Source organism: Paenibacillus kobensis NBRC 15729, from assembly GCF_004000825.1.
Taxonomy (GTDB): domain Bacteria; phylum Bacillota; class Bacilli; order Paenibacillales; family Paenibacillaceae; genus Paenibacillus_T; species Paenibacillus_T kobensis.
On sequence record NZ_BILZ01000062.1, the window covers coordinates 1 to 25,339 of the forward strand.

31 protein-coding genes and 1 pseudogene are annotated in these 25,339 nt (G+C 50.7%); 30 read left to right on the forward strand and 2 right to left on the reverse strand.

Annotated features, from left to right (window positions below):
• Positions 1-137: 137 nt before the first annotated feature.
• From PKO01S_RS24315 to PKO01S_RS24340, 6 genes and pseudogenes are all read left to right on the forward strand, one after another.
• A pseudogene (locus tag PKO01S_RS24315) lies at positions 138-625 on the forward strand (FAD-binding protein); the annotation flags it as partial.
• 140 nt (positions 626-765) lie between these two features.
• Positions 766-2,559: a cache domain-containing sensor histidine kinase gene (locus tag PKO01S_RS24320; protein ID WP_307719852.1), complete on the forward strand. Its 1,794-nt coding sequence runs from the start codon at positions 766-768 to the stop codon at positions 2,557-2,559.
• On the forward strand, positions 2,528-3,313 hold the full coding sequence (locus PKO01S_RS24325) for a response regulator transcription factor (RefSeq protein ID WP_127534043.1): 786 nt from the start codon (positions 2,528-2,530) through the stop codon (positions 3,311-3,313). Before PKO01S_RS24320 ends, PKO01S_RS24325 begins: the two co-directional genes overlap by 32 nt.
• A 113-nt stretch (positions 3,314-3,426) precedes the next feature.
• Complete coding sequence (locus PKO01S_RS24330) at positions 3,427-4,713, forward strand: extracellular solute-binding protein (protein ID WP_127534044.1); 1,287 nt, start codon at positions 3,427-3,429, stop codon at positions 4,711-4,713.
• Between the two features lie 87 nt (positions 4,714-4,800).
• Complete coding sequence (locus PKO01S_RS24335) at positions 4,801-5,682, forward strand: carbohydrate ABC transporter permease (RefSeq protein WP_127534045.1); 882 nt, start codon at positions 4,801-4,803, stop codon at positions 5,680-5,682.
• A gap of 42 nt (positions 5,683-5,724) precedes the next feature.
• Entirely contained in the window at positions 5,725-6,582 is an 858-nt protein-coding gene (locus PKO01S_RS24340; protein WP_127534078.1) for a carbohydrate ABC transporter permease, read from the forward strand.
• Between the two features lie 101 nt (positions 6,583-6,683).
• On the opposite strand, the gene PKO01S_RS24345 is transcribed toward PKO01S_RS24340, so the two are convergent.
• Positions 6,684-7,838, reverse strand: coding sequence for a glycosyl hydrolase family 8 (locus tag PKO01S_RS24345; protein ID WP_127534079.1), 1,155 nt, complete (start codon positions 7,836-7,838; stop codon positions 6,684-6,686).
• Between the two features lie 263 nt (positions 7,839-8,101).
• Here PKO01S_RS24345 and PKO01S_RS24350 point away from each other — a divergent pair, with 263 nt between their 5' ends.
• The 23 genes from PKO01S_RS24350 (at position 8,102) to queC (ending at position 22,719) form a co-directional block, all read left to right on the forward strand.
• Positions 8,102-8,731 carry a polysaccharide deacetylase family protein gene (locus PKO01S_RS24350; RefSeq protein ID WP_127534046.1) on the forward strand — a complete coding sequence of 210 codons (630 nt, stop codon included), beginning with the start codon at positions 8,102-8,104 and terminating at the stop codon, positions 8,729-8,731.
• A gap of 147 nt (positions 8,732-8,878) precedes the next feature.
• Positions 8,879-9,493 carry a nucleotidyltransferase family protein gene (locus PKO01S_RS24355; protein WP_127534047.1) on the forward strand — a complete coding sequence of 205 codons (615 nt, stop codon included), beginning with the start codon at positions 8,879-8,881 and terminating at the stop codon, positions 9,491-9,493.
• Between the two features lie 62 nt (positions 9,494-9,555).
• A complete protein-coding gene (locus PKO01S_RS24360) occupies positions 9,556-9,987 on the forward strand; it encodes a GNAT family N-acetyltransferase (protein WP_246070716.1) in 432 nt (143 codons plus the stop codon).
• 30 nt (positions 9,988-10,017) lie between these two features.
• Complete coding sequence (locus PKO01S_RS24365; RefSeq protein WP_127534049.1) at positions 10,018-10,467, forward strand: GNAT family N-acetyltransferase; 450 nt, start codon at positions 10,018-10,020, stop codon at positions 10,465-10,467.
• 32 nt (positions 10,468-10,499) lie between these two features.
• Positions 10,500-11,075, forward strand: a complete 576-nt coding sequence (locus tag PKO01S_RS24370; protein WP_127534050.1) for a histidine phosphatase family protein — start codon at positions 10,500-10,502, stop codon at positions 11,073-11,075.
• A 16-nt stretch (positions 11,076-11,091) separates the two neighbouring features.
• Positions 11,092-11,553, forward strand: a complete 462-nt coding sequence (locus tag PKO01S_RS24375) for a GNAT family N-acetyltransferase (RefSeq protein WP_127534051.1) — start codon at positions 11,092-11,094, stop codon at positions 11,551-11,553.
• A gap of 4 nt (positions 11,554-11,557) precedes the next feature.
• Positions 11,558-11,749, forward strand: coding sequence for a hypothetical protein (locus PKO01S_RS24380; RefSeq protein WP_127534052.1), 192 nt, complete (start codon positions 11,558-11,560; stop codon positions 11,747-11,749).
• A 113-nt stretch (positions 11,750-11,862) separates the two neighbouring features.
• The gene (locus tag PKO01S_RS24385; protein WP_127534053.1) at positions 11,863-12,216 is read left to right on the forward strand and encodes a VOC family protein; all 354 of its coding nucleotides are present in this window, start codon (positions 11,863-11,865) and stop codon (positions 12,214-12,216) included.
• A 142-nt stretch (positions 12,217-12,358) separates the two neighbouring features.
• Positions 12,359-13,033 (forward strand): HAD family hydrolase, encoded by a 675-nt coding sequence (locus tag PKO01S_RS24390; protein ID WP_127534054.1) that lies wholly within the window; start codon positions 12,359-12,361, stop codon positions 13,031-13,033.
• A complete protein-coding gene (locus PKO01S_RS24395; protein ID WP_127534055.1) occupies positions 13,030-13,761 on the forward strand; it encodes a metallophosphoesterase family protein in 732 nt (243 codons plus the stop codon). The genes PKO01S_RS24390 and PKO01S_RS24395 overlap by 4 nt, the downstream gene beginning before the upstream one ends.
• Positions 13,762-13,775: 14 nt before the next feature.
• Entirely contained in the window at positions 13,776-14,048 is a 273-nt protein-coding gene (locus PKO01S_RS24400; RefSeq protein ID WP_127534056.1) for a hypothetical protein, read from the forward strand.
• Positions 14,049-14,181: 133 nt separating this feature from the next.
• On the forward strand, positions 14,182-15,147 hold the full coding sequence (locus PKO01S_RS24405; RefSeq protein WP_127534057.1) for a nucleotidyltransferase domain-containing protein: 966 nt from the start codon (positions 14,182-14,184) through the stop codon (positions 15,145-15,147).
• A 70-nt stretch (positions 15,148-15,217) separates the two neighbouring features.
• Positions 15,218-15,847 carry a hypothetical protein gene (locus PKO01S_RS24410; RefSeq protein WP_127534058.1) on the forward strand — a complete coding sequence of 210 codons (630 nt, stop codon included), beginning with the start codon at positions 15,218-15,220 and terminating at the stop codon, positions 15,845-15,847.
• A gap of 45 nt (positions 15,848-15,892) precedes the next feature.
• A complete protein-coding gene (locus tag PKO01S_RS24415; RefSeq protein ID WP_127534059.1) occupies positions 15,893-16,480 on the forward strand; it encodes a GNAT family N-acetyltransferase in 588 nt (195 codons plus the stop codon).
• Positions 16,443-17,003, forward strand: coding sequence for a signal peptidase I (gene lepB / locus PKO01S_RS24420; RefSeq protein ID WP_246070717.1), 561 nt, complete (start codon positions 16,443-16,445; stop codon positions 17,001-17,003). The genes PKO01S_RS24415 and lepB overlap by 38 nt, the downstream gene beginning before the upstream one ends.
• A gap of 14 nt (positions 17,004-17,017) precedes the next feature.
• Positions 17,018-17,695, forward strand: coding sequence for an HAD family hydrolase (locus PKO01S_RS24425; RefSeq protein ID WP_246070718.1), 678 nt, complete (start codon positions 17,018-17,020; stop codon positions 17,693-17,695).
• A 194-nt stretch (positions 17,696-17,889) separates the two neighbouring features.
• Positions 17,890-18,351: a GyrI-like domain-containing protein gene (locus PKO01S_RS24430; protein ID WP_127534060.1), complete on the forward strand. Its 462-nt coding sequence runs from the start codon at positions 17,890-17,892 to the stop codon at positions 18,349-18,351.
• 16 nt (positions 18,352-18,367) lie between these two features.
• A complete protein-coding gene (locus PKO01S_RS24435) occupies positions 18,368-19,324 on the forward strand; it encodes a DMT family transporter (RefSeq protein ID WP_127534061.1) in 957 nt (318 codons plus the stop codon).
• Between the two features lie 63 nt (positions 19,325-19,387).
• A complete protein-coding gene (locus PKO01S_RS24440) occupies positions 19,388-20,215 on the forward strand; it encodes a PhzF family phenazine biosynthesis protein (protein ID WP_127534062.1) in 828 nt (275 codons plus the stop codon).
• Between the two features lie 70 nt (positions 20,216-20,285).
• Positions 20,286-20,711: an NUDIX hydrolase gene (locus PKO01S_RS24445; protein ID WP_281278953.1), complete on the forward strand. Its 426-nt coding sequence runs from the start codon at positions 20,286-20,288 to the stop codon at positions 20,709-20,711.
• Positions 20,712-20,794: 83 nt separating this feature from the next.
• On the forward strand, positions 20,795-21,274 hold the full coding sequence (queD, locus tag PKO01S_RS24450) for a 6-carboxytetrahydropterin synthase QueD (protein ID WP_127534064.1): 480 nt from the start codon (positions 20,795-20,797) through the stop codon (positions 21,272-21,274).
• Positions 21,267-21,986 (forward strand): 7-carboxy-7-deazaguanine synthase QueE, encoded by a 720-nt coding sequence (locus tag PKO01S_RS24455; RefSeq protein WP_127534065.1) that lies wholly within the window; start codon positions 21,267-21,269, stop codon positions 21,984-21,986. The genes queD and PKO01S_RS24455 overlap by 8 nt, the downstream gene beginning before the upstream one ends.
• Before the next feature lie 19 nt (positions 21,987-22,005).
• Complete coding sequence (queC, locus tag PKO01S_RS24460; RefSeq protein WP_127534066.1) at positions 22,006-22,719, forward strand: 7-cyano-7-deazaguanine synthase QueC; 714 nt, start codon at positions 22,006-22,008, stop codon at positions 22,717-22,719.
• 100 nt (positions 22,720-22,819) lie between these two features.
• On the opposite strand, the gene PKO01S_RS24465 is transcribed toward queC, so the two are convergent.
• A complete protein-coding gene (locus tag PKO01S_RS24465) occupies positions 22,820-24,019 on the reverse strand; it encodes a GGDEF domain-containing protein (RefSeq protein WP_127534067.1) in 1,200 nt (399 codons plus the stop codon).
• Positions 24,020-24,167: 148 nt separating this feature from the next.
• Here PKO01S_RS24465 and PKO01S_RS24470 point away from each other — a divergent pair, with 148 nt between their 5' ends.
• Complete coding sequence (locus PKO01S_RS24470; RefSeq protein ID WP_127534068.1) at positions 24,168-25,313, forward strand: glycosyltransferase family 4 protein; 1,146 nt, start codon at positions 24,168-24,170, stop codon at positions 25,311-25,313.
• Positions 25,314-25,339: the final 26 nt, after the last annotated feature.

Consider the following 25,339-nt stretch of genomic DNA (forward strand, 5'->3'; position numbering starts at 1 on the left):
CTTAAAACTAAATGACAGAAATATATAGAAGTAGAACGAAGGCCATTCTGTAGTCGACATGACATCAGAATGGTCTTTTTTTGTTTGTTTTTATAGTAATTACATTAATGAGATATCAAAGCATAACAAGAAAGTAGGGCGAAGACTTCATCGTAGCGGGCTGTTGGAGGAGCTTGTCGCTGGCATGAACAAACTGTCAGGCGATAACTTGCTTCGATTCGAGGATGTGGAGCGGCAAGTTCGGGCACGCGACCGGGAGATCGGCAATAAGTTTACGAAGGACTTGCAAAATATGGACATTCGGGGTGCGCGCCATTATATCGGGGATAAGCTGACCCGGGTTGCTGCGCCGCATAAGCTGCTAGATCCGAAAAGCGGACCGCTTATTGCCGTACGGCTGAATATTGTCAGCCGAAAGACGTTAGGCGGCTAGCAGACGGATCAGAGCGGCGGAGTGCTTAATGCGGTTGGAGAACCGGTTCCGGGATTGTACGCCGCGGGTGAAGCTTCCGGGTTCGTAGGGGGATGCGTTCATGGCTATCGGGCGCTTGAAGGAACGTTCCTCGGCGGGTGCCTGTTCACGGGCAGGACAGCAGGACGGGCCGCTGCTGAGGAACTAGCTTAATTTATTTTGTATAGGAAGCAGCCGTATGAGTAAATTCGGCTGCTTCCTTTTTTCGACAAAGCAGGACATTAAATCCCGAGATCGAATTGTAATATTGATCCAATAGGATGATATGACATCATGGAAGGTTGATCGAATTGTTGAATACAGCCCGATTTAACACGCTGCGCAATCAGATGCTGTTCGGCTTTCTGCTCGTCATGATCATTATATTATCGGTAGTAGGCACTGTGACATTCGACTCGGTATCCAGGCTGCTCAATAAGAACGCCGAGAAGCATATTCAGCAGACGGCCATCCAAGCGAATGGGCGGCTTGACGCCGTGCTGAACCAGATTGATTCGCTTACGCTTATGGTTTCAACCAACAATTTTGTCCAGCGGCTGCTCGCCGACGAACGCGAAGGCAAGAGGGCAACGTTCGAAGAGAAGCAAATGCTCGTGCCCTACGTGAACAATATTCATATCTTCACGGGTGGAGTCCGCTCGGTCGAACTGTTCACCTATGATTACCGCAGGCTGTTCCCGCTGGACGGCGATAGTCTGGAGAACAAAATTAGCGGAGAGTGGATTACGGCGGCAACAAAGCAGAAGGGGAGGCTCGTCTGGATCGGAATCGACCCAGGTGACCGCAATTCCGTGCTTGCGATCCGGCAGATTAACCTGTTAGACGAGAGCTTTGCGCCAGGCGGCTACATGCTTATCCGAATGGAACGCAACGTATTTGATATTCGCGACAATGATTCGGACGAAGGCTCCCGTGAAACCATGCTGCTTGTCGGACGTGACTATAACCTGATTGCACCGAATACATACGACCTCAATACAGCTGATATGAAATTGCTTGTCGATTCGAATAAGCCGACTGTAACCGTAGAAGGCCGCAAATATGTGATGGTACGCCACCAGTCGGACGTAACGGGATGGTCGTTCCTTATACTGACGCCGGTGAGCGCGATCACGGAGGGCATTTCGTTCCTGCGTACTGTCATCTTCGTATCGGCTGGCATCGGAGCGCTGCTGTACGTTATTCTATCCCTAGTATTGTCTACCATTATTTCGAGGCCGATATTCCGGTTGATCAAGACGATGCGAAGCGCTCGCCTCGGCGGGTTGAAGCCGATTACGCAAATTTCCTCAACGATCGAAATTAACGAGTTGAACCATACGTACAACCAGATGGTCGAGCATACGAACGAACTGATCAAGCTCGTATATGAGAAGGAAATTTTGCAAAGCCGCTCGGAGTTGAAAGCGCTTCAAGCGCAAATCAATCCGCATTTTCTGTTCAACACGCTGGAAGCACTCTATTGGTCGTTATATAACAAAGATGAGGTTGAACTTGCGGAGTTCGTCATCGCGATGTCGGAACTGTTCCGGTATACGATTACGGGGCCGAACCGCGACGAGTGGGTGACGCTCCAGGAGGAACTGGATCATATCGAGCGGTATTTGCTGATTATGCGAATCCGTTTTGGCGAGCGGTTGACTTGGCGGATTGAATCTCGGTCTGCTTTCTCGAAGTACCGACTGCCTAAATTGATGGTGCAGCCGTTTGTGGAGAACGCGATTTTGCACGGTATCGAGAGCAAGATTGGTCCAGGCGTCGTTGCGGTGAAAGTGAACCTGTCCGATGAACGCAACTATTTGATCATTACCATTGAGGATGACGGCGGCGGGATGTCAGAAGAGACATTAAGCCGTTTGAACCATTCGCTCGATACAGGCGGCGTGATCTCGGCTAAAGGATCTGGCCTTGGCATAGCGAACGTTCGCGACCGGATCCGTCTCTATTTCGGCGGACAAGAAGGCGATAAGGTCGGACTTCGCATTCAAAGCCGGGAGGGAAGAGGAACGGCAGTCAGCATTACGATTCCGGTTCATGTAGGGGAGTTTATAAGCGATGATGAGAACGTTGTTAATCGTGGACGATGAGCCGTTAACGGCGCAAGGAATCAGACGAATGCTGGAAATATGGTCGGCAGGCAGTATGAACATTCTGACCGCAAACAACGGAAGAGAAGCACTTGAAATACTGAGCAGACAGTCGGTTCAATTATTGATTTCCGACATCAAGATGCCCGAAATAACCGGGTTGAACCTTGTTGAGCAGCTCGATAAGCGGGGTAAGAACGAGAAGCCCGCGGTCATTCTCATATCCGGCTATGCCGAGTTCGATTACGCGATACAGGCGATACAGCTTGGCGTTGTCAATTATTTGCTTAAGCCGATCAGCAAGGATAAGCTCATCACGGCGGTGGAACAGGCGCTTCAGCTTGACGAGCAGCGGGCTAGAATCGGAATGATGCAGAGGATGATCGACCCCAAGCTCCTGGAGACGAATCAATCGATAAGCGGATCGCCGCTCAGCGAGCCGGTGCAGGAGGCCGTCCGCTATGTGGACGATAATTTGCATCTGTCATTCGGATTGCGGGAAGTAGCGGATCATATTCATCTGCATCCGAGTTATTTGAGCGCCAGGTTCAAGGAACAAATGCAGATGACGTTCAGCGAGTACGTAGTCAGACGCAAGCTGCAAAAGGCAAAGGAGCTGCTGTTGCAGACGAATATGCCGATTGCGGAAATATCTGAGCGGCTTGGCTATCAGACGCCGCGCTATTTCAATAAGCTCTTCAAAGAGTATGAGGGCTGCAGTCCCGGTCAATATCGGTCTGATACCTTAAAATAGTGGAAGTTTTCCCTATTACAGCGCGCTTATCACAAATATAGGCGAGTGATAAACTCTTTTCAGGGGGAAAACGCTTACATTTCCTTCGTTTAATAAAAAGGGGGATTTACTCGATGAAGAGAAAGGCAATAGCAGTATGGGCACTTATGCTTGCGCTCGTCATGGTCGTCTCGGCATGCGGCAGCAGCGGCGGCTCTGGAGACAAAGTGACGATCAATATGATGCACCTGTGGCCGGAAGGCACGAGCAAGACGCAATACACGCTCGTTAAAGAAATTATCGACTCCTACGAGAAAGAGCACAAGAACGTCAAGATCAAGACGGAAATTCTGGAGAACGAGCAGTACAAGGATAAACTGAAAGTCCTTTCCGGTTCTAACACTCTTCCTGACGTTGGTCTGGCTTGGGCGGCTGGCTTCCTTGAGCCTTATGTCACAGCTAATCAATTCGCATCGCTCGATGATCTGCTGCAAGGCGATCTGAAGGATAAATTTGTATCCGGCACGGCGGAAGCCTATGCGCTTGGCGGTAAAACGTACGCACTGCCTGTTGAGCTGAACATCGTTCCAGTCTACTATAACAAAGAAATTTTCGCGAAATACAACCTGCAAGTGCCTCAAACGTGGGACGACTTCAAAAACGTCGTCAAGACGCTCGCTGATAACGGCGTAACGCCAATTACGCTCGGCGGCAAAGAAGGATGGACAGGCTCGTTCTGGTACATGTACCTCGTTGACCGTCTCGGCGGTGCCGATCTGCTCGACAAGGCAATCGCAACGAACGACTTCTCGGATCCTAAGCTGGCGGAAGCGGCTAAGATGCTGCAAGAGCTCGTCGATATGGGCGCCTTCAACAAAGGCTTCAACGGATTGTCGAACGACGAAGCGAAATCCGAGTTCAACAACGAGAAAGCGGGAATGTATGCAATGGGCACGTGGGAAGTTCCGAACTTCACGACGAACCCTGACGTTCCGCAAGAGTTCAAAGACAAAATCGGCTTCTTCCGCTTCCCGACGGTTACCGGCGGCGCAGGCACGTCGGATACGTGGGTTGGCGGACCAGGCGTAGGTCTGTTCGTATCGGAAAAATCGAAAGTGAAAGACGAAGCGAAAAAATTCGTATCGTACTTCATTCAACAATGGGGCGAGAAGTCGGTTACGGAAGCTGGCGTTATCCCAGCAACGAAAGTGGACACGTCCAAAATCAACTTGCCGCCAATGTTCATCGACCTGCTCAACGAGCTCGGCTCGGCGAAGAAAGTTACGCTCTATGCTGACGTTCAAATGAAGCCAGGTGCAGCACAAGAACATTACAAGTTGATCCAGGCGCTCTTCGGCAAAGAAATCACGCCGGAAGATTTCGCGAAGAAAACGGACGACTCGCTGAAGGCTGGCAAATAATCAGATTCAGACAAGTACAGGAGGGACGTAGCCGCTCGTTACGGCTATGTCCCTTCTCCTGTTCGTCATAAGGAGGCTGTTCTACTTATGGATAAAGTCATGTCGAATAAACGAATCATTGCGCTGTATGTATTGCCATCTATTATCCTTATTATGGCGATCATTTACATACCGATCGTTCTGACCGGCTATTACGGTCTAATGCGGTGGAACGGCATAGGCAGCATGGAGTTTATCGGATTCGACAACTATTCGGCATTGTTAAAAGACGACAAGTTCTGGGACAGCGTTATGCATTCCTTAGTGTTTGCGCTGCTGTCAACCGTTACATTAGCCTTATATCTGATCGTGGCGTTGGTATTAACGGGCAATATTAAAGGAGCGAACCTGTTCCGAAAAATTTATTTGCTCCCGATGCTTTTATCGTCGGTTGCCATTGCTCAGTTGTGGCTGAAAGTCTACCATCCGACGACCGGTATTCTGAATACGCTGCTCGTCTCGCTGGGTTTCTCCGACCCGCCAGCATGGCTGTCGGATCCGAAATATGTGTTGGGCGCGCTCTTCGTACCGATCTTATGGCAATATGCCGGATTTTATATTCTCATTTACTACGCCGCGCTTAAGAACATTCCGAACACGCTCGTTGAAGCAGCTCTGATCGACGGCGCTACGCCGAGACAGATTGCAATTCGTATCAAGCTGCCATTAATTATGGAAGTCATTAAAGTAACCATTGTATTGGCTGTGGTCGGCTCGCTTAAATATTTCGATCTTATCTTTGTCATGACAGGCGGCGGTCCTAACGGACATAGCGAAGTTATGGCATCCTATATGTATCGGCAAGCGTTCAAAGCTTTCGACTTCGGATACGGAAGCGCGATCGGTTTCTTCTTGCTTATTATTTGTCTCGTTGCGACATGGGTCATCCGCAAGTTGACCGAAACGAAAGATCCTATTCAATATTCTTAACCTCAGGAGGTGCTTCATTTGAAGGTGGCTGTACAAGCTGGAATGCACCGGAAGGATGTCGCTTCCCGTTCCATTGCGAGCAAAGTAGGAAGTGCGGCGCTTTATATCGCACTGTCCGTCATCGCTATATTACAAATAATCCCTCTGGTATGGCTGTTGTTCTTCTCGCTCAAGGACAGCCGGGAAATATTCGATCTCCCGCCGCTTGCGTTGCCACGCCATCCCAAGTGGGAAAACTATTCGGATGTATGGTCGGCCGGCAATATTGACCGGTATTTCTTGAATAGCGTCTTTATAACAGCCGTATCCATTGTCCTAACCATCCTCCTCGCCAGCTTCGTCACCTATGCTGTGACACGTATGAAGTGGAAGCTGAGTTCGGCTGTGCTTGGATTGTTCATGATCGGTTTGATGATCCCGGTTCATTCGACGCTTATACCGTTATTTAGCTTTTATCAGAAGCTGCATTTGATCGATACGCCGGTCAGCGTGATATTATCCTACACCGCATTTAACCTGCCGATTACGATAATGATCATGCTAGGCTTCTATACCGTCCTTCCGAGAGAGGTAGAGGAGGCGGCTATCATGGACGGCTGCTCCGTCAACCGGCTCTTCTTCCAGATCATAGTCCCGATGACGGTGTCGGTTGTAATGACGGCTGCTATCATTAACATGATTTATAACTGGAACGAATTTATTTTCGTCAATACGTTTATAAGTTCGGATTCGATGAAGACGCTGACGGTAGGCGTGCAAAATTTTGTCGGCCAATATCAGACGAACTGGGGCGCGATCGGGGCTACGCTCATGATCAGCATTATGCCGATTCTGATCGTATTCCTGCTGCTGAGCAATAGAATCGTAGAAGGTATAGCAGCCGGATCGGTAAAAGGTTAAGCGCCATATGATGGCACCTCAGACATTTTTGCGCGAATAACAACGAGAAAGGACGCATTCCGTGTTGCGGAATGCGTCCTTTTTATATCGTTGCTGTACGATTAGTTCTTCGGCATCCAAATGCGGTAGTTTCCGCTCAGAGCCAGTATGCTGAACATATAAAGGCAGTTGTCGTAGTAACGGCGATCGCCTGTGCGTACCGGCGTGTTCCAGAACAACTCGACCGCAGCGCGGGCGCGCGGGCTGTCAGGAACGGCGAGCGAAGCCATCGCGTTCGTCGCGATCAGACCGACAGGATGCAAGCATTGTTCCTCGAATGGCTCGCCTGCGATCGTATACCGGCGGTAATCTTCCGGGTCTTTATCTTCGAAGAACTTCTGGATGTTGTCCGCAATCTGGACGAGATCGTCGCTTAGGCCATACCAATGAGCTTCTAAGCCTAAGTTAGCCGCTACCCGATAAGAATCGCTGAAGAAATGTCCGAAGCCGTGAAAATGGTTCGGCGATCCGTCATAGAACGAATATTCAGGCGCTAGGCCGGTCTCAGGATGGCATGTCGTCGGCAAGTAGGCGCGGCTTGCTGCCGCTGCTTCCTTCCAGAACGCACGGTCCTCTGGATTCGCCCATTCCGCGAACAACTCGTAGAAGTGAGGCAAATGGTAGGAGGGGTCCGTGAAGTCTAGGGCAGGAACGAATTTGATCAGCTTGTTAGTCGGCTCCCACATCGGAGGACCGTCGTTATTCTCACCCTTGTGAACGCAATCGTGTAGCAGCTTGCGAGCTTGCTCGCTGTAGTTATACGGCTCTTCCGTGCGGTCTCCCCAACGGTGGGAAGCGAAGAACAGCGCTAGCGCGTAGTACTCTTCACCGTCAGGTGCGGGCCCGTTCGCGTTACGCGTGCCGTTCAACTGGCAGGACCAAGCGAAATAGCCTGCATTCTCGCCTTCGGTCATATACATATATTTCTTCGACCAGCCCCAGATCCGGTCGAATACGTCTTGACGGTCCATCTGCACGGCCATCATCATGCCATAGGACATGCCTTCGGTTCGTGCATCATGGTTGCCGGTGTCTTCCAGATAGCCGAGTCCGTCTTCCGACTCGTAATAAATGCGAGTGTCCTCTCCGCCTTCGAAAATTTGGGTCCAGTTATCCAACACGCGGCGCTGGATTTCTTCTTCACTATAGCCGAACTCTAATAGAAGATTGCGATAAGTTCCTGTATGATAGGCGCCTTGCTTGGATTGAACGGTCATGAGACACTGCTCCTTCACATGATGATTTTTTCGGTTCCCCATTACTAGATTACCTCTACGACAGGACATGAAACACCGATAATGTTTAGGCTCTACTCTAAAAACTATAGAAAATGTTTGCGCTTTCCTATATATTGTGCAATAACTAGTTTAGATTCTACAATACGATATTGTCCGAATTCTTATATAATTATACGGAAAGATTAATTGCAAGCTTAATGATCCCATTCAACTTCAGAGAGTCGAGAGGAGCAAGATCCGTAATGAAACCATTCGATGTAACCCACAGAGTTCAGACTCAGCATAAAGCTGTCGCCTTTACGTTCGACGATGGCCCGAATCCGGTTTATACGCCGCAGGTGCTTGATATTTTTCGGGAAGTTGGCGGCAAAGCTACATTTTATATGATCGGCGAGCAGATCGAGAAGGAGCCGGAGTTGGCGGCGCTCGTTCATGCGCAAGGCCACGAGATCGGCAACCATACGTATACGCATCCTTTCTTGACCAAACTGTCAGGTGAAGCTGTGAGGAATGAGCTCCGTAAGTCGGAAAGTATGATTCAGGACATTACCGGTAAAAAACCTGTAACGCTGCGTACGCCATATTTTGATGTGAATGAAGAGGTTTTGTCGATCATCGAAGAGGAAGGCTATCAGCTTGCCGCGGGTGCCGTTAATATGGCAGCACAGGATTGGGACATGCCGGGAGTTGATCATATTGTGGAGAAGACGCGCGAGTCGGTTTGTAACGGGGGCATATTTATTTTTCACGATGGCTTCGGCGACCGATCGCAATCGATTGAGGCGGTACGCGTTCTTGCGAAGGAATTAACGAAGAGCGGCTACCGGCTCGTAACGGTAGAAGAACTGCTGACACTGGCTGATCCAGAATAGTTTGCCTCTGGCTGAAACGATAGAAACGATATAGCCGATATAATATTTAATATTTAGCCGCCTTAATCAAGGCGGTTTTTCTCTATTCCAAAGAAAGGAAAAATAAGATAGAATCATTAGATATATCCAAGCTTTCTAATCTATTAGATGGCGAATGAACGAACAGATTGTACAGAAAATGATCATCTGGAGGCAAGGATTGTTCTGACACTGGACTGGGAAAGCAAACTGAAAGAGCACATCTATTCGAACGGCAAACTGATGAACGATTTGCGGGCGGCCCGCGAGCGAAGGCTGCCTGACTGGTATATCGCTGCTGGCTACATTAGAACGACGGTATGGGATGCTCTGCACGGCTATGCTCCGGCGGAACGGCACGATGATATCGATCTCATTTATTTCGATCCTTCGGATTTATCGGAGTTGCGGGATGTCCAATTGGAGGTTGATTTGAGGGAACAGACGGGCAACTGCAAGTGGTCGGTCAAAAATCAAGCCCGCATGCACATCAAGAACGGCGATGAGCCGTATTGTTCGTCAGAAGATGCCATGAGCTTGTGGCCGGAGACGGTTGCCGCCATCGGCGCCAGGCTGGATGATGAGGACATTCTGTATATCGCAGCGCCGTACGGTTTGTCTGATCTGTTCCATATGGTGCACCGCCGCAGTCCGAAGTTTAAACGAGCGGGCATTTTTGAAGATCGCATGATCAAGAAACAGTGGAGTACGCGATGGCCTAAGGTGCAGGTTGTTGAAGAGTAGTACGTAGCTTGCTAGGTTTAGTTCGCCGATCTCATGATCTCATGACAAGGAGTGGGACATGCATGCAGATTCGACCGTATCGAGAAGAGGACCTTCCAGCACTAACGGGGCTGATGTCCGATCTGGGCTACCCGACATCAGCGGAACGGATGAAGCTTCGAATGGAGCAAATGGCCCAAATGCCCTATCAAGACACGTTCATGGCGGACATTGGGGGCGAAGTTGTCGGGATGTTGGGATTAAGACGCATGTTTTATTATGAAGGTGATGGGATGGCGACTCAGGTGTCCGCGCTCGTCGTCAAGCAGTCCCGTCAGGGTCAAGGGATCGGCAAGTTGCTTCTCGCATACGCGGAGCAATACGCAAGGGAGCACGGTTCATCCGGATTGTCGCTTACGAGCGGTATACGTCCGGAGCGGGAACGGGCGCATGCTTTCTATAAAAGCAGCGGGTTCGATGCAACCGGTTACCGGTTCACGAAGAATTGGCAGTAGTAAACGATAAAGCACAGGGAGGCGCCTAATATGCCAGAAGCAATAATCAGACAGATTCAAGAACATGAACTGGAGCCGTTGCTTGAACTGTATACGCATCTGAATCCGAATGATGCGCCGGTTGAGCGGGGAGAGCGTTTGGATGCACAGTGGGAGCGGATGGTCGCTAATCCGGATTTGGAAATATGGGTTGCAGACGAGGGGGGCGACTTGGTTGCCTCGTGTTCGCTCGTTCTTGTCGACAACTTGACTCGCGGAGCTCGTCCTTATGCCTTAATCGAGAACGTTGTTACGAGGGCGGACCGTCGGAGGCTCGGTTACGGGCATGCCGTGCTCAAAGCTGCGATAGAGTCGGCTCGGGAGCGAGGGTGCTATAAAGTGATGCTGATGACCTCTTCGAAGCAAGAGAGCGTCCTAAGTTTCTATGAAGGCGCCGGATTCTTGAAGGGCTACAAGACTGGGTTTTATATGCAATTATAAAGAATGCGCCATCCAGCATGGAGGGAGAAGACATGACAACGACTGTATATTTGATCCGCCATGCCGAGTCGGAATACGTAGAAGGCGCGGAGCGCAGCCGAGGGTTGTCGGTGCGCGGCGAACGGGATGCACAGCGTGTGTCGGAGACGTTGAAGGGCATTGAGATCTACCAACTCGTCTCCAGTCCTTACGAGCGGGCAATAGCGACGATTAAGCCGTTGGCGGATAACTTAGGATTGGACATCACCTTGATCGAAGACCTTCGGGAGCGCACGATCGGAGATTTCGGCGATGCGGGCTTCCGTGAGGCGAAGCTGCAGGTATATGAGCACTTTCAGTTCGCTTACCCTCAAGGCGGGGAGTCGAGCGCTGCAGCGCAGGCACGGGCCGCGGCTGTAATGAATCGGCTGCTTGAGCAGTATGAGGGGCAGTCCATTGCAATAGGTACGCATGGCGATATTATGACGCTGATGCTCCATTATTTTAACGCCGAATATGGTTATACGTTCTGGCAATCGACCACGATGCCAGATATTTATAAGCTGACGTTCGACGGGAAGAGGCTAGAATCGGTTGAGCGTCTATGGAGAGCAGAATCTTTCGATTAGGAGAGGCGGAAGAGAAATGAGCAATGTTCAAGTGAGGGAAGCAGCGGTCAATAACAAAGATTTGCTCGGTTTAATCGCGAAGCTGGACCGGTATTTATACGAACTTTATCCTGCGGATGAAGTGTTCGTCGTCGACTTGGAAGCGGCATCCCAGGACGACAACATCGTATTCGTACTCGCCTATGAGGGAGAAAACGCGGTCGGCTGCGGTGCGTACCTTCCGCTCGATGAGAGCAGCGTGGAGCTGAAGCGGTTCTATGTAGAGCCGGACAAGCGAGGCACTGGCGTTGCAGCAGCAATATTCCGCTATTTGTCCGATAAGGCCCGTGCTCTGGGCTACACTTCTCTCAAGCTGGAGACGGGCGACGAGCAGCCGGAAGCGATTCGTTTCTATACGAAAAATGGATTCCGCCGCATCGACCGTTTCGGCGAATATGTCAATTCTGACAGCAGCGTGTGTATGGAGAAGGTGCTCTAGCGAAGTGAGAACATTTCAATATACGATTTATGCTGCGGTGCTAGGCGTAATCGCTTGGTTTACACAAGAGTTCGTCACTTTTGTGCTGCTCGGATTTATTTTGATCGCATTGAACAATATTCTCGCCGTATTGAACAAGATTCATGACAAGCTGGGTCAGCGCGGACGAGATGAAGGTGATGGCGGTAATGGTTAACGGGTGAAGCCCGCTTTCAGATCAACTAATGAAATTCGCACCTTGCAAGACTTGCTTCCAATCATCGGTCTTTCATATAGAAAGGATATTACGACTGTCGGAGGGCGAAGGCGATGTATGCGTTAGTCGAGAATAACATTATCGGCGTTATGGTATATGTCCAAGATTTGAAGAAAGCAAGCGAGTGGTATTGCAGCAAGCTCGGGTTCGAGCTCGGTGCTTATGATTATGATGATTTCGTTGAGCTAACCATTGATGACAGCTACGTACTGCATCTGTTCTGCAGGCAACAATTTACGCCTTATGAACATCCAGCTTTCACGTTCAGTACGGACGATATCGAGCGGTCTCATCAATTGCTGAAGCGCCGGGGAGTAGAGGTGGAACCGATCCATACCTATGGCGACCATAGCAGCTTCTGCTTCCGGGATAACGAAGGCAATGCGCTTATGATATCGCAGTTCTAATTGAATCGAGTCCCCATATCGGCGTCCATGTGTGGACTGTGGAACAATTAGCGCAACAGCTTTAAGAGGGCTTGGAACAGAACAGGCAAGCAAGGCGATACAGCGAAGATAACAGATATTGCTCAGACAGGGGAGGATCACAATGAATTACCGCCATGTTTTATTTGATCTGGACGGTACGCTAACCGATCCCGGAGTCGGCATTACGAAGTCCGTACAATATGCGCTGGAGAGAATGGGGATCGAATCTGATCTGGAATCGTTGAAGCTGTTCGTCGGACCGCCGCTGCAGGAGACATTCCGAGAACGGTTCGGATTTAGCAGGGAAGAAACAGACCGGGCGATAGGTTATTACCGGGAATATTTCGGCGAGACGGGCATTTACGAGAATGAGCTTTATCCCGGCATAACCGAGTTGCTGCAGCAGCTTATCCAAGCAGGTGCGACGCTGCATGTTGCGACGTCCAAACCGACCGTATTCGCTCAGCGCATATTAGAGCACTTTGGTATCAGTGAGTACTTCCATACCGTTGCCGGCAGCTTCCTGGACGGCACTCGTACGGATAAATCAGAGATCATTCAATCGGTGCTGGAGGACAATGGAATCGCGAAGCATACCGCAGTGATGATCGGCGACCGGAAGCATGATCTTATCGGAGCAGCCAACAATGCCATTGCGTCAATTGGCGCTTCGTATGGGTATGGATCGGTAGAGGAACTTGAAGCTCATTCTCCTGTCGCGATCGTTCATACCGTACATGAATTAGCGGAATTATTGTTGGCATCAGACAGACAGTCATCGGAGGCAGTCAAATGAGAAGAACAATCGTAATAAGCGATATTCATGGATGTGTAGACGAATTAAATGAGCTGCTAAGCAGAATGAAATATGACAACCGGAGAGACCGGCTTTTGCTGATTGGCGATTATGTTGACCGAGGACCGAAATCGTGCGAAACAGTTGACCGGGTCATGCAGCTTGTCGGGGAAGGCGCTGTTGCGCTGCGCGGCAACCATGATCAACGGCTCGTCGACTTGGCACTTCGCGGCGATGACGAGACGGTTCACAAGTTTTTTGATCACGGCGGCACCTCTACGGCAGCTAGTTATTTAGGCGAAAGCGTGAATCGGATCGAGGACGAGTCTGCTGAGCAGATCGTATTGCGACTTCGCAATGTGTTGAACGATCAATACGGATCGCACATTTCGTTCCTGCGTGATTTGCCTTTATATATCGAGGATGAAAAGCATCTGTTCGTCCATGCCGGCATCCATCCCGATTATGTCCATCGTTGGCGGGAGCAGCCGGAGCGGGAGTTCATGTATGTCAAAGAGCCGTTCTGGGGACGCCGCACAGGTCTTAGCCAGAAGGTTGTATTCGGCCATACGCGCGCAGTCGAGCTGCATGGCAGGCCGTCAGTATGGTTCAGCGATGACAAAATCGGCATCGACGGCGGCTGTGCATACGGCCAGCAGTTGAATGGTCTGGAAATTACGGACAGCGGATATGCCGTCTGGTCGGTTCCGGCAGGACACGGCAAATAGAGGAGGAGTCGCTAGTGAGTATCAGGCGAAAGCTGTATTTTGTCGTCATCGGACTCATAGTTGTCTTACTTGTGCTGCCGTCTCCAACGGCGGAGTGGGCTGTTCGGAAGAAGCTGTTCATGAAGTTCCATCCTTATACGGCATTGACGACGCCTGTTGACCACGGGCATTCCAACTATCCAGACGAAGGGGAGCTCTATGTGGCTCCTAAAGCCGAATTAAGCTTTATGTTCGTCAAGCACGGCTGGTGGGGCTATTATGTCGCATCGGCAGGAACTGCGCCTTAAGCAGCACTTTAAAACTTTAGCGAAAATTTAATGGTTATGCCCCAATCCGAAAGTATAGACTTGGTTTAAATAGGTATTAATGCCCGTTCGAGCGGGCATTAAGGATACGGCGGATTAGGTGGGTTGTTGTAGAATGAATGACACTTTGCGGTTAATGGAAGCAGCTAAAAATTATGTCGAGGCCAACAGGCAGCCGGACTGGATCATGGCTTATGCCGGCGGTTCTGTCGGGCGCGGAGATGCGGATAGCTACAGCGATCTGGATTTGAATATTGTAGTTTCCTCGCCAATCCAACGAAAAAGCATGAACATAACGTTCGAACATTGCGATATTCAACTGCATGTCCATTCATGGAACGGTAGTGACGCGATGCGGGCTGCTCCGTGGCAGAACCGGTTTTTGAGCGAGGCAAGAACGGTGTATGATCCGCACAACGTCTTAGGCATGCTGAAACCCGCAGCGGTCGATTATTTCCGCAGCAACGAAGGACGCAGCCGCATGCTGAAGCAAGCGCATGATGAAGTGGAGCAATATCTGCAACGGCTGGACAGCTGTTTAAGATACGATGAGTTAGTCGGAGCTTCACTTGCCGTGCAAGGTGCATGGCATGCCGCAGCCGCGAGCTTCGTCTGGATGAACTGCGAGTGCTGCTCGGGGGATGCGCTGCTTGGCCATATCCGTTCGAAGCAGCCTAAGGTATATGAGGCATACCGATCCATTGCATTAAATCAGACAACGACTGCAGCCGAGATGCTTAAAGCGTTGTCCTTTTACCGGGACTATTTGCGCAGTACTGCCAGTAGTGATAACTTTGCGTTAGATTCGGTTATGGACCAGCACATCGCACGCAAAGTGGAACGTCTTGCTGCCAGCAAGGATACGGATGGTGTGCGTCTGCTTATTCGCTGCGAAGCGATGTTGTGTTACGCCGCCGCAGGCGGCAAGATCGAGCAGTTCGGACGACAGTACCGCGAATATCCTGCTCCGGTTCAAGAAGCACTCGCCTCTCTCGGGTGCGCCGCCTATACTTCTACTCAGATTTCCGAGCTGCTTCATCAGGTCGAACAACTGACCGAATCCGCTCAGCAAGCGGTATAGGCAGAGGCTAGACTTTCAATAACCGAAAGGTTACGCTATAAGCATAATGTCCAACTAATAAAATGCCATTGTGCCTAGCAAGGAGGATCAGCAGCTGACTTGGATTGCGATTGCTCATTGGTTTACCGCATGGCTTGTCTTCCGGTCGGATCCGCACGCTTCACCGAATCGGTGGACGGCCGCTTATTTGATCGTTAGCGGGTTCATGGAGGCTGCTATAGCGATCGGGTGGCATGAGGCGGTCTATGCGTCGTTAGCCCTTCTTCCCATTCTCATCGTGGAATTGTCACTAACGTTATATCATTTGTCAGCATCTAAGCAGAGAGCGGCTCTGTGGGCGTCGATTCTCTTATTCGCAACGTCTATCGGTGCTGGCTGGAGCCTCCCGTATGATAGCCGAAGCAGCGGCGGCGTTCTGTTGGCATGGTTGATTATCTGCGTGCTGTCATCCGCGATTCTATGGGTCCCTGTCCTAAGATCCCCTGTCCGCAAGCAAAAGCATGACGAAACCGCATGGAACGCTGCTCTATGGCTTGTTGCGCCAATGACTCCCTTGTTTGCTTCTGTTACGCTTCGTCTCTATGAGAAGGGGCAAGGAGCGTTTACGCTTCTTTATTTGCTGCTAGCGGGATTGTCGGTCGTCTGTTTTCTCTTGTTCCGCTTTGTTTATCCGGTACGCCGAATACATAAGTCGGGTTAAGCAGCACGGTTACGAACAGATTCGCGTACAGGAGGAAGAAGCAGCATGCGGCAAACATCATACGGACGAATTATGCTACGTGAATATCAGACAGAAGATGTGTTGTTCTTACGGCAATGGGTGAATCACCCGGAGATCGTGAATCTTTTGTCTGATGTTTTTTTATTTCCGCAAACGGTTAATGAGACAGAACGGTTCGTAAATGCAATGATGACAATGCATGCGGACGTCAGGGGATTTATTATTCAGCTTCGGGAATCGAAGGAGCCGATCGGCCAGATCGTTCTTCATCACATTGATTGGAATAACCGTTGCGCCGAGATGGGCATTGTTATTGCCGACCGAAGCAAGCGCTGTCTCGGATACGGAAGCGAGGCGGTCAGATGGATGCAGCGTTACGTATTCGAAGAGATGCAGTTGAACCGGCTAGAGCTGGAAGTGCTGGCCACTAACGAATCGGCAATTTGCTGCTACACGGCTTGCGGCTTCATCGAAGAGGGCCGAAGACGGAAGCGGCATTATGGCAAAGGCCAATATCACGATACCGTGTTGATGTCGGTATTAGTATCGGATTATGACAAGATAGGAGAGTTGAATGCCAGTGGAGACAGAGATGGAGACGAAGCCGGTTAAGAAGAAGAAATGGGGCAAAGAGGTGCGAGAATGGCTGACGGCTATTGCGATTGCCGTTATTGCCTCGATGTTGATTCAGAATTACGCATTCGCGCAAGTGCAAGTATTCAACATATCGATGCAGAATACACTCGTTGAGGGTCAACGGTTATTCGAGGACAAAATCTCCTATCACGTTACGTCGCCCAAACGAGGGGAAATCGTCATTGTTAAAGACCGGCTGGAGCATCGGAATCTGGTGAAGCGCGTCATTGGGCTGCCGGGTGAGACGATTGAGTTCCGTGACGGATTCGTATACGTAAACGGCGTCAAGCTTGATGAATCGTATGTGAAAGGTCAGACTTGGTCGGACGATTTTGAAACGCCTTATACGATTCCGGCTAACCATATTTTCGTCATGGGAGACAACCGCGAAAGAAGCGAAGACAGCCGTACATTCGGTGCCGTGTCAGACTCGGATATCGACGGCCGCGTTCTGTTCCGGATCTGGCCGCTGAATAAGTTCGGAGCGATCCCATCGTAGAGGAGAGTTTGAGGATGGCTATCCAAGCGGTATTGTTCGATTTCGACGGTCTTATTATCGATACGGAGACGGCTTGGTTCGAATCGTTCGCACAGCTGTACAACGAACACGGACATGAGCTTGCACTGGAACAATTCTCGAAGTGCATCGGCACTTCGATCGATGCCTTCGATCCTTATCAGAATTTGATTGAACTGGGCGTCGGCCTGTCTCGGGAAGAGCTGAATTCGGTCGTCAAACAGCATTATCAGAGCAGGATGGCTGGCGCCGATCTTCGTCCCGGTGTCCGCGATTATTTGGCCCATGCGAAAGAGGCGGGTCTGCGAATAGCGGTTGTATCGAGCTCGCACCTGGAATGGATCGAATCGTATCTCGAACAATTTCAATTGAGCGGTTATTTTGATGCATTGGTGACAGCGGACTTGGTGGAGAAGGTGAAGCCTGATCCAGCGCTCTATCTGCATGCGTTGAAGACGCTTGGCATTACAGCAGATGAAGCGATTGCGTTCGAGGATTCCCTCAACGGACTGAAAGCAGCGAGTCTCGCAGGTATCCGCTGCTTCATCGTGCCGAACAGCGTGACGGCTTCGCTGCCGTTCGAAACCGTCGGGTACGCAGGAAGACTCGAATCAATGGCTGTAATGCCGTTGCCGGGACTGCTCTCATCGCTGAGCCCGACAACTTCTGCATAGCAAAGGGAAAGCCGCATAAAATAAACGGTCTGGGGCAACCTTTCGTCGTGCCCCCGTGCTAAGATGTTGTAAACGTCCCCCTTGTCGAAACAATCGTATACCCTTGTTCCTTGAAAACATGTTACACTAAGGACACGGCTTCGGTTAGAGGCTGCCGGTACACGCCAATTCTGAACGCGAGGAGGAGTGCGCCCTTGGATAATTGCTTTATTGTTGCAAAGCCCGCCATCCATCTGGTCGGAATGAGTTACTGCGGTCCCTATTCGACGTTTGCGGATGAATGCATTCGATTGCAGGGCGAGTTTCTCGCCAGAAGACATGAATTGAACGGAGCCGAGCTATCCACCGCACTATACAGCCCTTATTTCGGTAATGAAGTGTTCGCGACCTATTGGGCGTGTTACGAGGTTCCGCATTTGAAATCTGTTCCGCAAGGAATGGTTCAGTTCACGATTCCAGAGCGTAAATATGCGATGGTGACGTGTACGAATAAGCGGATTGGCGACGGGTATGAGCAACTGAATGCATGGATGAATGAACGCCGTCTTAACAAGCAGGACAATGCAGTATCGCTCGAAATTTTTTATTTAGACGAACATTTGGAGGAAGTGACGGTTGATCTGCTCATTCCGTTGTCCGACAATGAAGAATATTAGATAGAAGGTACGCTTAATGAATGCCAAACGTTTTTTTACACACCCTGCAGGCATCGCGGCCGGCTCCGTCGGTTCGACGATGCTGTGGGGCAGCGCATATCCGACGCTCAAACGGAGCTATGAGGAACTCGGCATCGATGGATCGGACTGGTTCGAACAATTTTTGTTCGCCGGCTACCGTTTCACGCTCGCCGGATTGCTCATTTTTTTATTTATGATCGTCATCAAGGAGCCATTGCGTTACCGGAGCGGGTCGATGGGGATGATCGTACGGCTTGGGTTCGTCCAGACCGTTCTCCAATATGTATTTTTCTACACAGGCATGGCGCATAGCTCCGGTGTATTCGGTGCAGTCATTGCCGGCACGATTTCATTCTTCTCGATTATTCTGGCCCATATGACGGATCCGTCTGACCGGCTCACGCGACACAAATCAGTTGGACTGTTGTTCGGATTGGTTGGACTACTGCTGTTAGCGATTCCGAAGGGAGTGGAGGAAGGCTGGAGCAGCGCGTTCGGACAAGGTGAACTGCTGCTGCTTGCTTCTGCATTCTGTGCTGGACTCGGCAATATGTTATCGAAGAGAGCGGTCTCCAAGCTGCCGGTTACATACGTGAACGGTTATCAAATGCTGCTCGGCGGAGCGGTGCTCATCGCGATCGGCGGCTCTGTCGCCGGCTTGTCACCTTTTCACTGGACGCCTGCGGCTATATGGTTGCTTCTATACGCTGCAGTCATCTCGTCAGCAGGCTTTGTTCTATGGAACTACGTCATGAAGTATAATTCCGTTGGTTCTACAGCATCGTTCCTGTTCCTGACGCCGGTGTTCGGTGTCATTCTGTCATCTCTCTTCTTGAACGAAACGATCGGAATTGCAGTCATCGCTTCGCTGACTTCGGTAAGTGCCGGCATCGTGCTTGTCAATCGCAAGCTTGCGAAGAAGGTGGCAGTTCATTCGGCAGCAGCCCGATGACATAGTTGCTGAGTTGCTGGGTTGCTGAGTTGCTGTGCAAAACAAGGGAGGATATGATATGCGATGAATGACGATACAAGGAATGACAGAAGCCAGAATAGCTCATCGCCGCTCTGGATAGTCGACGCCTTCGCTTCAGCGCCATTCACGGGCAATCCAGCTGCCGTCTGTTTGCTGGAACAGACTGCCTCTACTGAATGGATGCAGCAAATAGGCGCGGAGATGAATTTGTCGGAAACGGCGTTTATTCGACCGTTAGAAGCGAACCGATTCGAGCTTCGCTGGTTCACACCAGAGGCGGAAGTCGATTTGTGCGGACATGCTACACTTGCAGCCGCTCACATTTTGTGGGAAACAGGCCGTCTTGCTCTCGATGAGGAAGCGGTGTTCGATACGAAAAGCGGCATACTGAAGGCGGTCAAGGAAAGCGATAATATTAGGCTGGACTTTCCGGCCGAGCCTGTTGCACCTGTTGTTCTGCCAGAGGAGTTAATTGAAGCGCTTGGATTCATTCCTCGATATACAGGACGCAATCGGCTTGATTATTTGGTCGAGGCGGACAGCGAGGATACAGTCAGGCAGTTGAAACCGGATATGGCTATCCTACGAAATCTGGATGCCCGAGGTCTTATCGTTACAAGCCGGTCGAGCAGCGGATATGATTTCGTATCCCGGTGCTTTTACCCTGCAGTAGGAGTCGATGAAGATCCGGTAACTGGTTCTGCCCACTGCGCTCTGGCGCCATATTGGGCGAAGCGGCTGCGTAAATCCGAGCTCAAGGCGTATCAAGCATCTCGCCGGGGCGGGCATATGACCGTTCGGCCTGAAGACGAGAGAGTGCTGCTGCTTGGTCAGGCTGTCACGGTATTAACGGGCAAGCTGACGATTTAGAACCGTTGAATATGGACGGTTACGTATCATCTTAGGAAGGGCGGCGAACGTTATCGATATTAAGTTTGGCATTAGCGCAGCAGGGTGTGTCATTACGAATGGGCTAGGGCATGTGCTGCTCGTTAAACAAACGTACGACGGCAACAAATGGGCGCTGCCCGGCGGACGGATCGATCCGGAAGAGACGGCTTGGGACGCGGTCGTGCGCGAATGCCGGGAGGAAATTTCGCTCAAGGTGAGCGGAGTAAGACTCACGGGCATGTACTATTTGCCGCATCGGAGCGCTTATTATTACGTATTTCGGGCTGATGCAGCCGAGGGCAAGCCTACGCCAGATGGCGATGAAATTGCCGAATGCGGATTCTTCGATCCGGAACGTCTTCCTTCGCCTATTACGAGCTTTACGGTTCAGAGAATCCGGGATTCCATTCGTGGCGATAGGGAGAGCGGACCTGTAATGGCCGTACAACGGCGTGAGGACCGAAGATTGCTATAGTTGTTGCGTGGAAAGCATGCGTCATTGTAGGGGCCGTTGCCCCCATGCTATAATAGGCGTATTGCGAACAATGAGGTGCTCTAATGACTTACGAGATTCCGAGAAACGTGCAGGTGTTCGGTGAGCATATTCAAGCTCATCAGCTGCGCTATCATAATCGAAGAGTGCTGCTGTCCAAGGAGTTTACATTCGACAGCGCGCATCATCTTCATCAATACGAGGGCAAATGCAAAAATTTGCACGGTCATACTTACAAGGTGCAATTGATGATGTCCGGCGTACCGGACGAGAGAGGCATCAGTATCGACTTCTCCGATATGAAGCGCATCGCGAAGGCGCGCATAATTGATCCTCTCGACCATAAATATTTGAACGAAGTGCTTCCTCCTATGAATACGACGGCTGAGAACATGGTCGTATGGATGTATGAGCAGGTGCAAGAAGCGCTCGTAGAAGAAGGTCTTTACCCGAACATTCGGGTAGAAGAAGTAAGACTGTGGGAGACGCCGACTAGCTTTGCAGCGGTAACAAGGCAATGGATGGAGGCTTCCAGCGATGAGTAACAGCGGAACGGTCCGTCAGGAAGACCGGGATCCGCTGGACACGAAGCTTCCGATGGTCGAAATATTCGAAACGGTCGAAGGCGAAGGCACGCGTGCCGGGTTTCCGACCGTTTTTGTTCGTTTGTTTGGCTGCAACCTGCGCTGCACATGGTGCGATACGACATACAGTTATCCGCCGGCGAAATCCGAATTTACGATGTCGATCCGCGATATCGTAAAGCAGGTTCAGACGTATAAGTCCAAGCATATTTGTTTTACAGGCGGAGAACCGTTGCTGTATGGCGACAAGTCCGCTCTGCTGCTGCAATCGATGGCGGAGATCGACGGTATTGAAGATGTTCACGTCGAGACGAATGGCGCCATTGGACTGGCACCGTTCTTGGAAACGGTACAGCTGCCTAACGTACGCTACGTCATGGATTATAAGCTGCCGGATTCCGGCGAGAATGACAAGATGGATGTCAATAACTTTGCGTTGCTGCGACCGCAGGATGAAGTGAAATTCGTTATCGCAACGGATCGGGACTTTGATGCTGCGGTAGAGACGCTTCAGCAGTATCCGACGAAGGCATTGCCCATGTTCTCTCCAGTATGGGAGACGATGCCGCCAGCTAAGCTGGTGGAGCGTATGTTGGCCGCAGGTTTGTCCGGTGTGAAGCTGAACATGCAGATGCATAAGATCATTTGGGACCCGGCTAAGCGCGGCGTCTAAAGAAAGGGCGGTATTCGCCATGAGCAATACGAAGAAAGCAGTTATTATTCTAAGCGGCGGACTCGACAGCACGACTTGTATGGGCTTCGCTCAAGAATCCGGTTATGAGTTGTATCCGATCACGTTCGATTACGGGCAGAGGCATCGGATCGAGCTGGATAAATCTCATCAAGTGGCGGAGCATTACGGGGTCTTGAACCGCTACAAAGTGATCAAACTCGACTTTCTGCGGGGTATCGGCGGCAATGCGCTGACGGATGACGCCATTGCGGTGCCGACGGACACAGGCATTGAACAGAAAGATGCCGAACAAGCGGGTAACGATATTCCGGTTACGTACGTGCCGGGGCGCAATTTTATGTTTCTTGCGATTGCTACTTCCTATGCAGAAGCGGTAGGCGCAGAAGCGATTTACATTGGCGTGAATGCGCTTGACTACAGCGGCTATCCGGATTGCCGTCCAGAGTTTATTGGCAAGGTCGAAGAGGTCATGGCACTGGCGACCAAGGTTGGCGTAGAGGGCAAACCGATCACAATCGAGACGCCGCTCATGAAGCTGACCAAAGCAGATATCGTACGGGAAGGCGCTCGGATGGGAGTTCCATACGAATTGACGACGAGCTGCTACAACGGCGAAGAGGAAGCATGCGGCGAGTGCGACAGCTGCAAGCTGCGGCTGAAAGGCTTTAAGGAAGCCGGTCATACCGATCCCATTCCGTATCGTACACGTTAATATCGCTATTGAAGTCTTGAATTAAAACAGGCTGCTCACGCGCATCGATTCAGATGCGTCATGAGCAGCCTGTTGTGGTTAATAAGAAACGTCAGAACGTCTATGCCTCGTGCGCTGTCTTCGAGCGGCGGGATCTGGAGGAGGATGCTTTCGACTTCGAGACGACGGATACTTTGTTCTTGCCGGTCGTCTTCGAGACGTACATCGCCTCGTCTGCTTCCTTGATGACTTCTTGGACCGATTGGCCGGACGACGACGTACTGACGCCTACGCTTACCGTGACGATCGTCTCTGTCTCGACGCGGCGGCGGATCGTCTCGGCTACTTCATCGGCTTTCGACTTTGAGTTGCCGCGAATTACGGCGAGCAGCTCTTCGCCGCCATATCGGCCAGCGGCTCCGATACCGTTCGATTCCTCCTTGATAATGTCGGCAACCTTCTTCAGAACGACATCTGCGGCATGGTGGCCTTGCGTATCATTCAGCTTCTTGAAGTTGTCGATATCGCAGAAAATGATCGATAATGAGCCATGTTCACGGAGCCACTTCTCGCAACGGGAGTTAAAGAACTTCCGGTTGTATAGTCTCGTAAGTCCATCTGTAATCGACGATTGGTGAATGTCCAGCATTCGTTCGATGACCCACTCGAACAGCATCAAGAACAGCATCGTAAAATAAACGAGCGGAACAAAATGTTTCAACATCACGAGCAGCGGCACTTCGCCATGGAATACATAATTGTCAGATACGGATGCCAGCTGGTAAAAGAAATAAATGGCGAGGCTGAGCACGAATTTGCGGTTCAGTTGGATACCCCGCGTATCTACAAGGATAAGAAAGTTAATGATCAAGGAATAGAAATCGAGCGTCAGCACCTGGATGCTGCTGCTGTCCACAGGCTTCTCTAGCAGTGATCCGTCCAAGTACAGCTGAATGGCGGTCAGCACGAACGGCGCGATCAGCATCGATAGAAACGCCCATCCGACCAATCTTCCTGACGGCCGGGTATATAATTTAATGAACACAAAGTTTATAATGATAAAGGAGACGATCTGCAAGAGGGCGGCGGCCAAATGAGGCCCCGGAAGCCCGGCATAATCCGGTGCGGTCAGCACCATTCGAATGCCGTATTGAACGCCGGATAACAGCAGTCCTCCAATTAGCCAGCCGTATACTTTGTGGCTGCGATAACTTTGGTGAAGCTTGGTTGACATGTAGAGCATAAGAAAAACAATAACAATAATGCAGGCAGATGAGAGGATGATACCGGTCGAACCGGTAAGCCAATTCATAATCGACATGTGCGGCATACCACCAATATAGTAGAGTTACTTGAACTTTACAGAAACATATGTTCTAGTATATCATTTTTAATGCGAACCGCCTAGAGACGAAAGTCGGATGGTGTCGACTGTTCGTTGTACTTTTTTGGATTAGGAGGCGGAAGCCTTGAACATTTTACAAGCATTGTTTTTCCCGCCGGAGCAGCCCGGGGGCGTATCATCGATGGTTCCTTACATTCAAGAACGGTTCAACCGTGCAGGCTGGACGATGGAGCTGTTCTCGCTGCCGAAGAGGGTACGGAATAAAGGACAGGAGAACGTAACGTTTGAAACGTTCGATGCGAATGCGTTCGCCGGCAATCCAATCGTAGATAAATATTTGCAGACGTACCGCGATTACTTATGGTGGACACGTATGCGAATTAAACGAAGCTATGACGTTATTCATGCCCATCATCCGATTGCGGCGCTTGTCATGAAGCAGCTGTTTCCGGACACGCCGCTTGTTATGACGATTCACTCCAGCTACGAGCGGGAACTTATATTGAACGGACGCATCGCGGAAGGCAGCGACGAGCACCGGTTCCTAACGTCCGTCTACCGGGAATTAGAACATAAGGCAGACCGTCTGCTTACCGTATCTGAATCGTTCCGCCAGTATATGACGCCATATTTAGAAGCTCCTAATGATATTATCGTCATTCCTAACGGCTTCGATGAGAAGCGGTTTCGACCAATTGCGCACGACAATCAAGTGACGCAGTTCATTACGGTATGTCGGCTTGTTCCGGCCAAAGGGCTTGATGTGCTGCTGCATGCCTGTGCGAAGCTGAAGCAGCAGGGGCTTCCGTTCGTGCTTCATATTATCGGTGACGGACCAATCCGTTCTGAGTTGGAGCAATTGGCCGTCCAATTGGACTTATACGACGAGATTATTTTTTATGGCTATATGCTGCATCCGGAAGAATTCATGCCCTTCTTCGACGTCTTCGTACTGCCGTCCCGAGCCGAGTCGTTCGGATCGGTATTCGCAGAGGCGGCGCTGTGCTTGCTCGCGCTCGTCGGCACTAATGTTGGGGGGATCGGCGAACAGATCGAGAACGAAGTGAACGGCCTGCTCGTCCCGCCGGAGGATGTCGATGCGCTGGCAGAAGCGATGGAGAAGACGATCGTAGATCCGAGCTACCGGTATGCGCTCGCCCGTGCCGCTTGGGATAAAGCGAAGCGCGTATATTCGTTGACGCGTGTCGTCTCGCAGCTGAAGGAAGTGTATGTGGGCTTTAGAAGCGCGCCAGAGGATGAGGATGAATAGTCGATTTGAGTGACAGAGGGAGATAG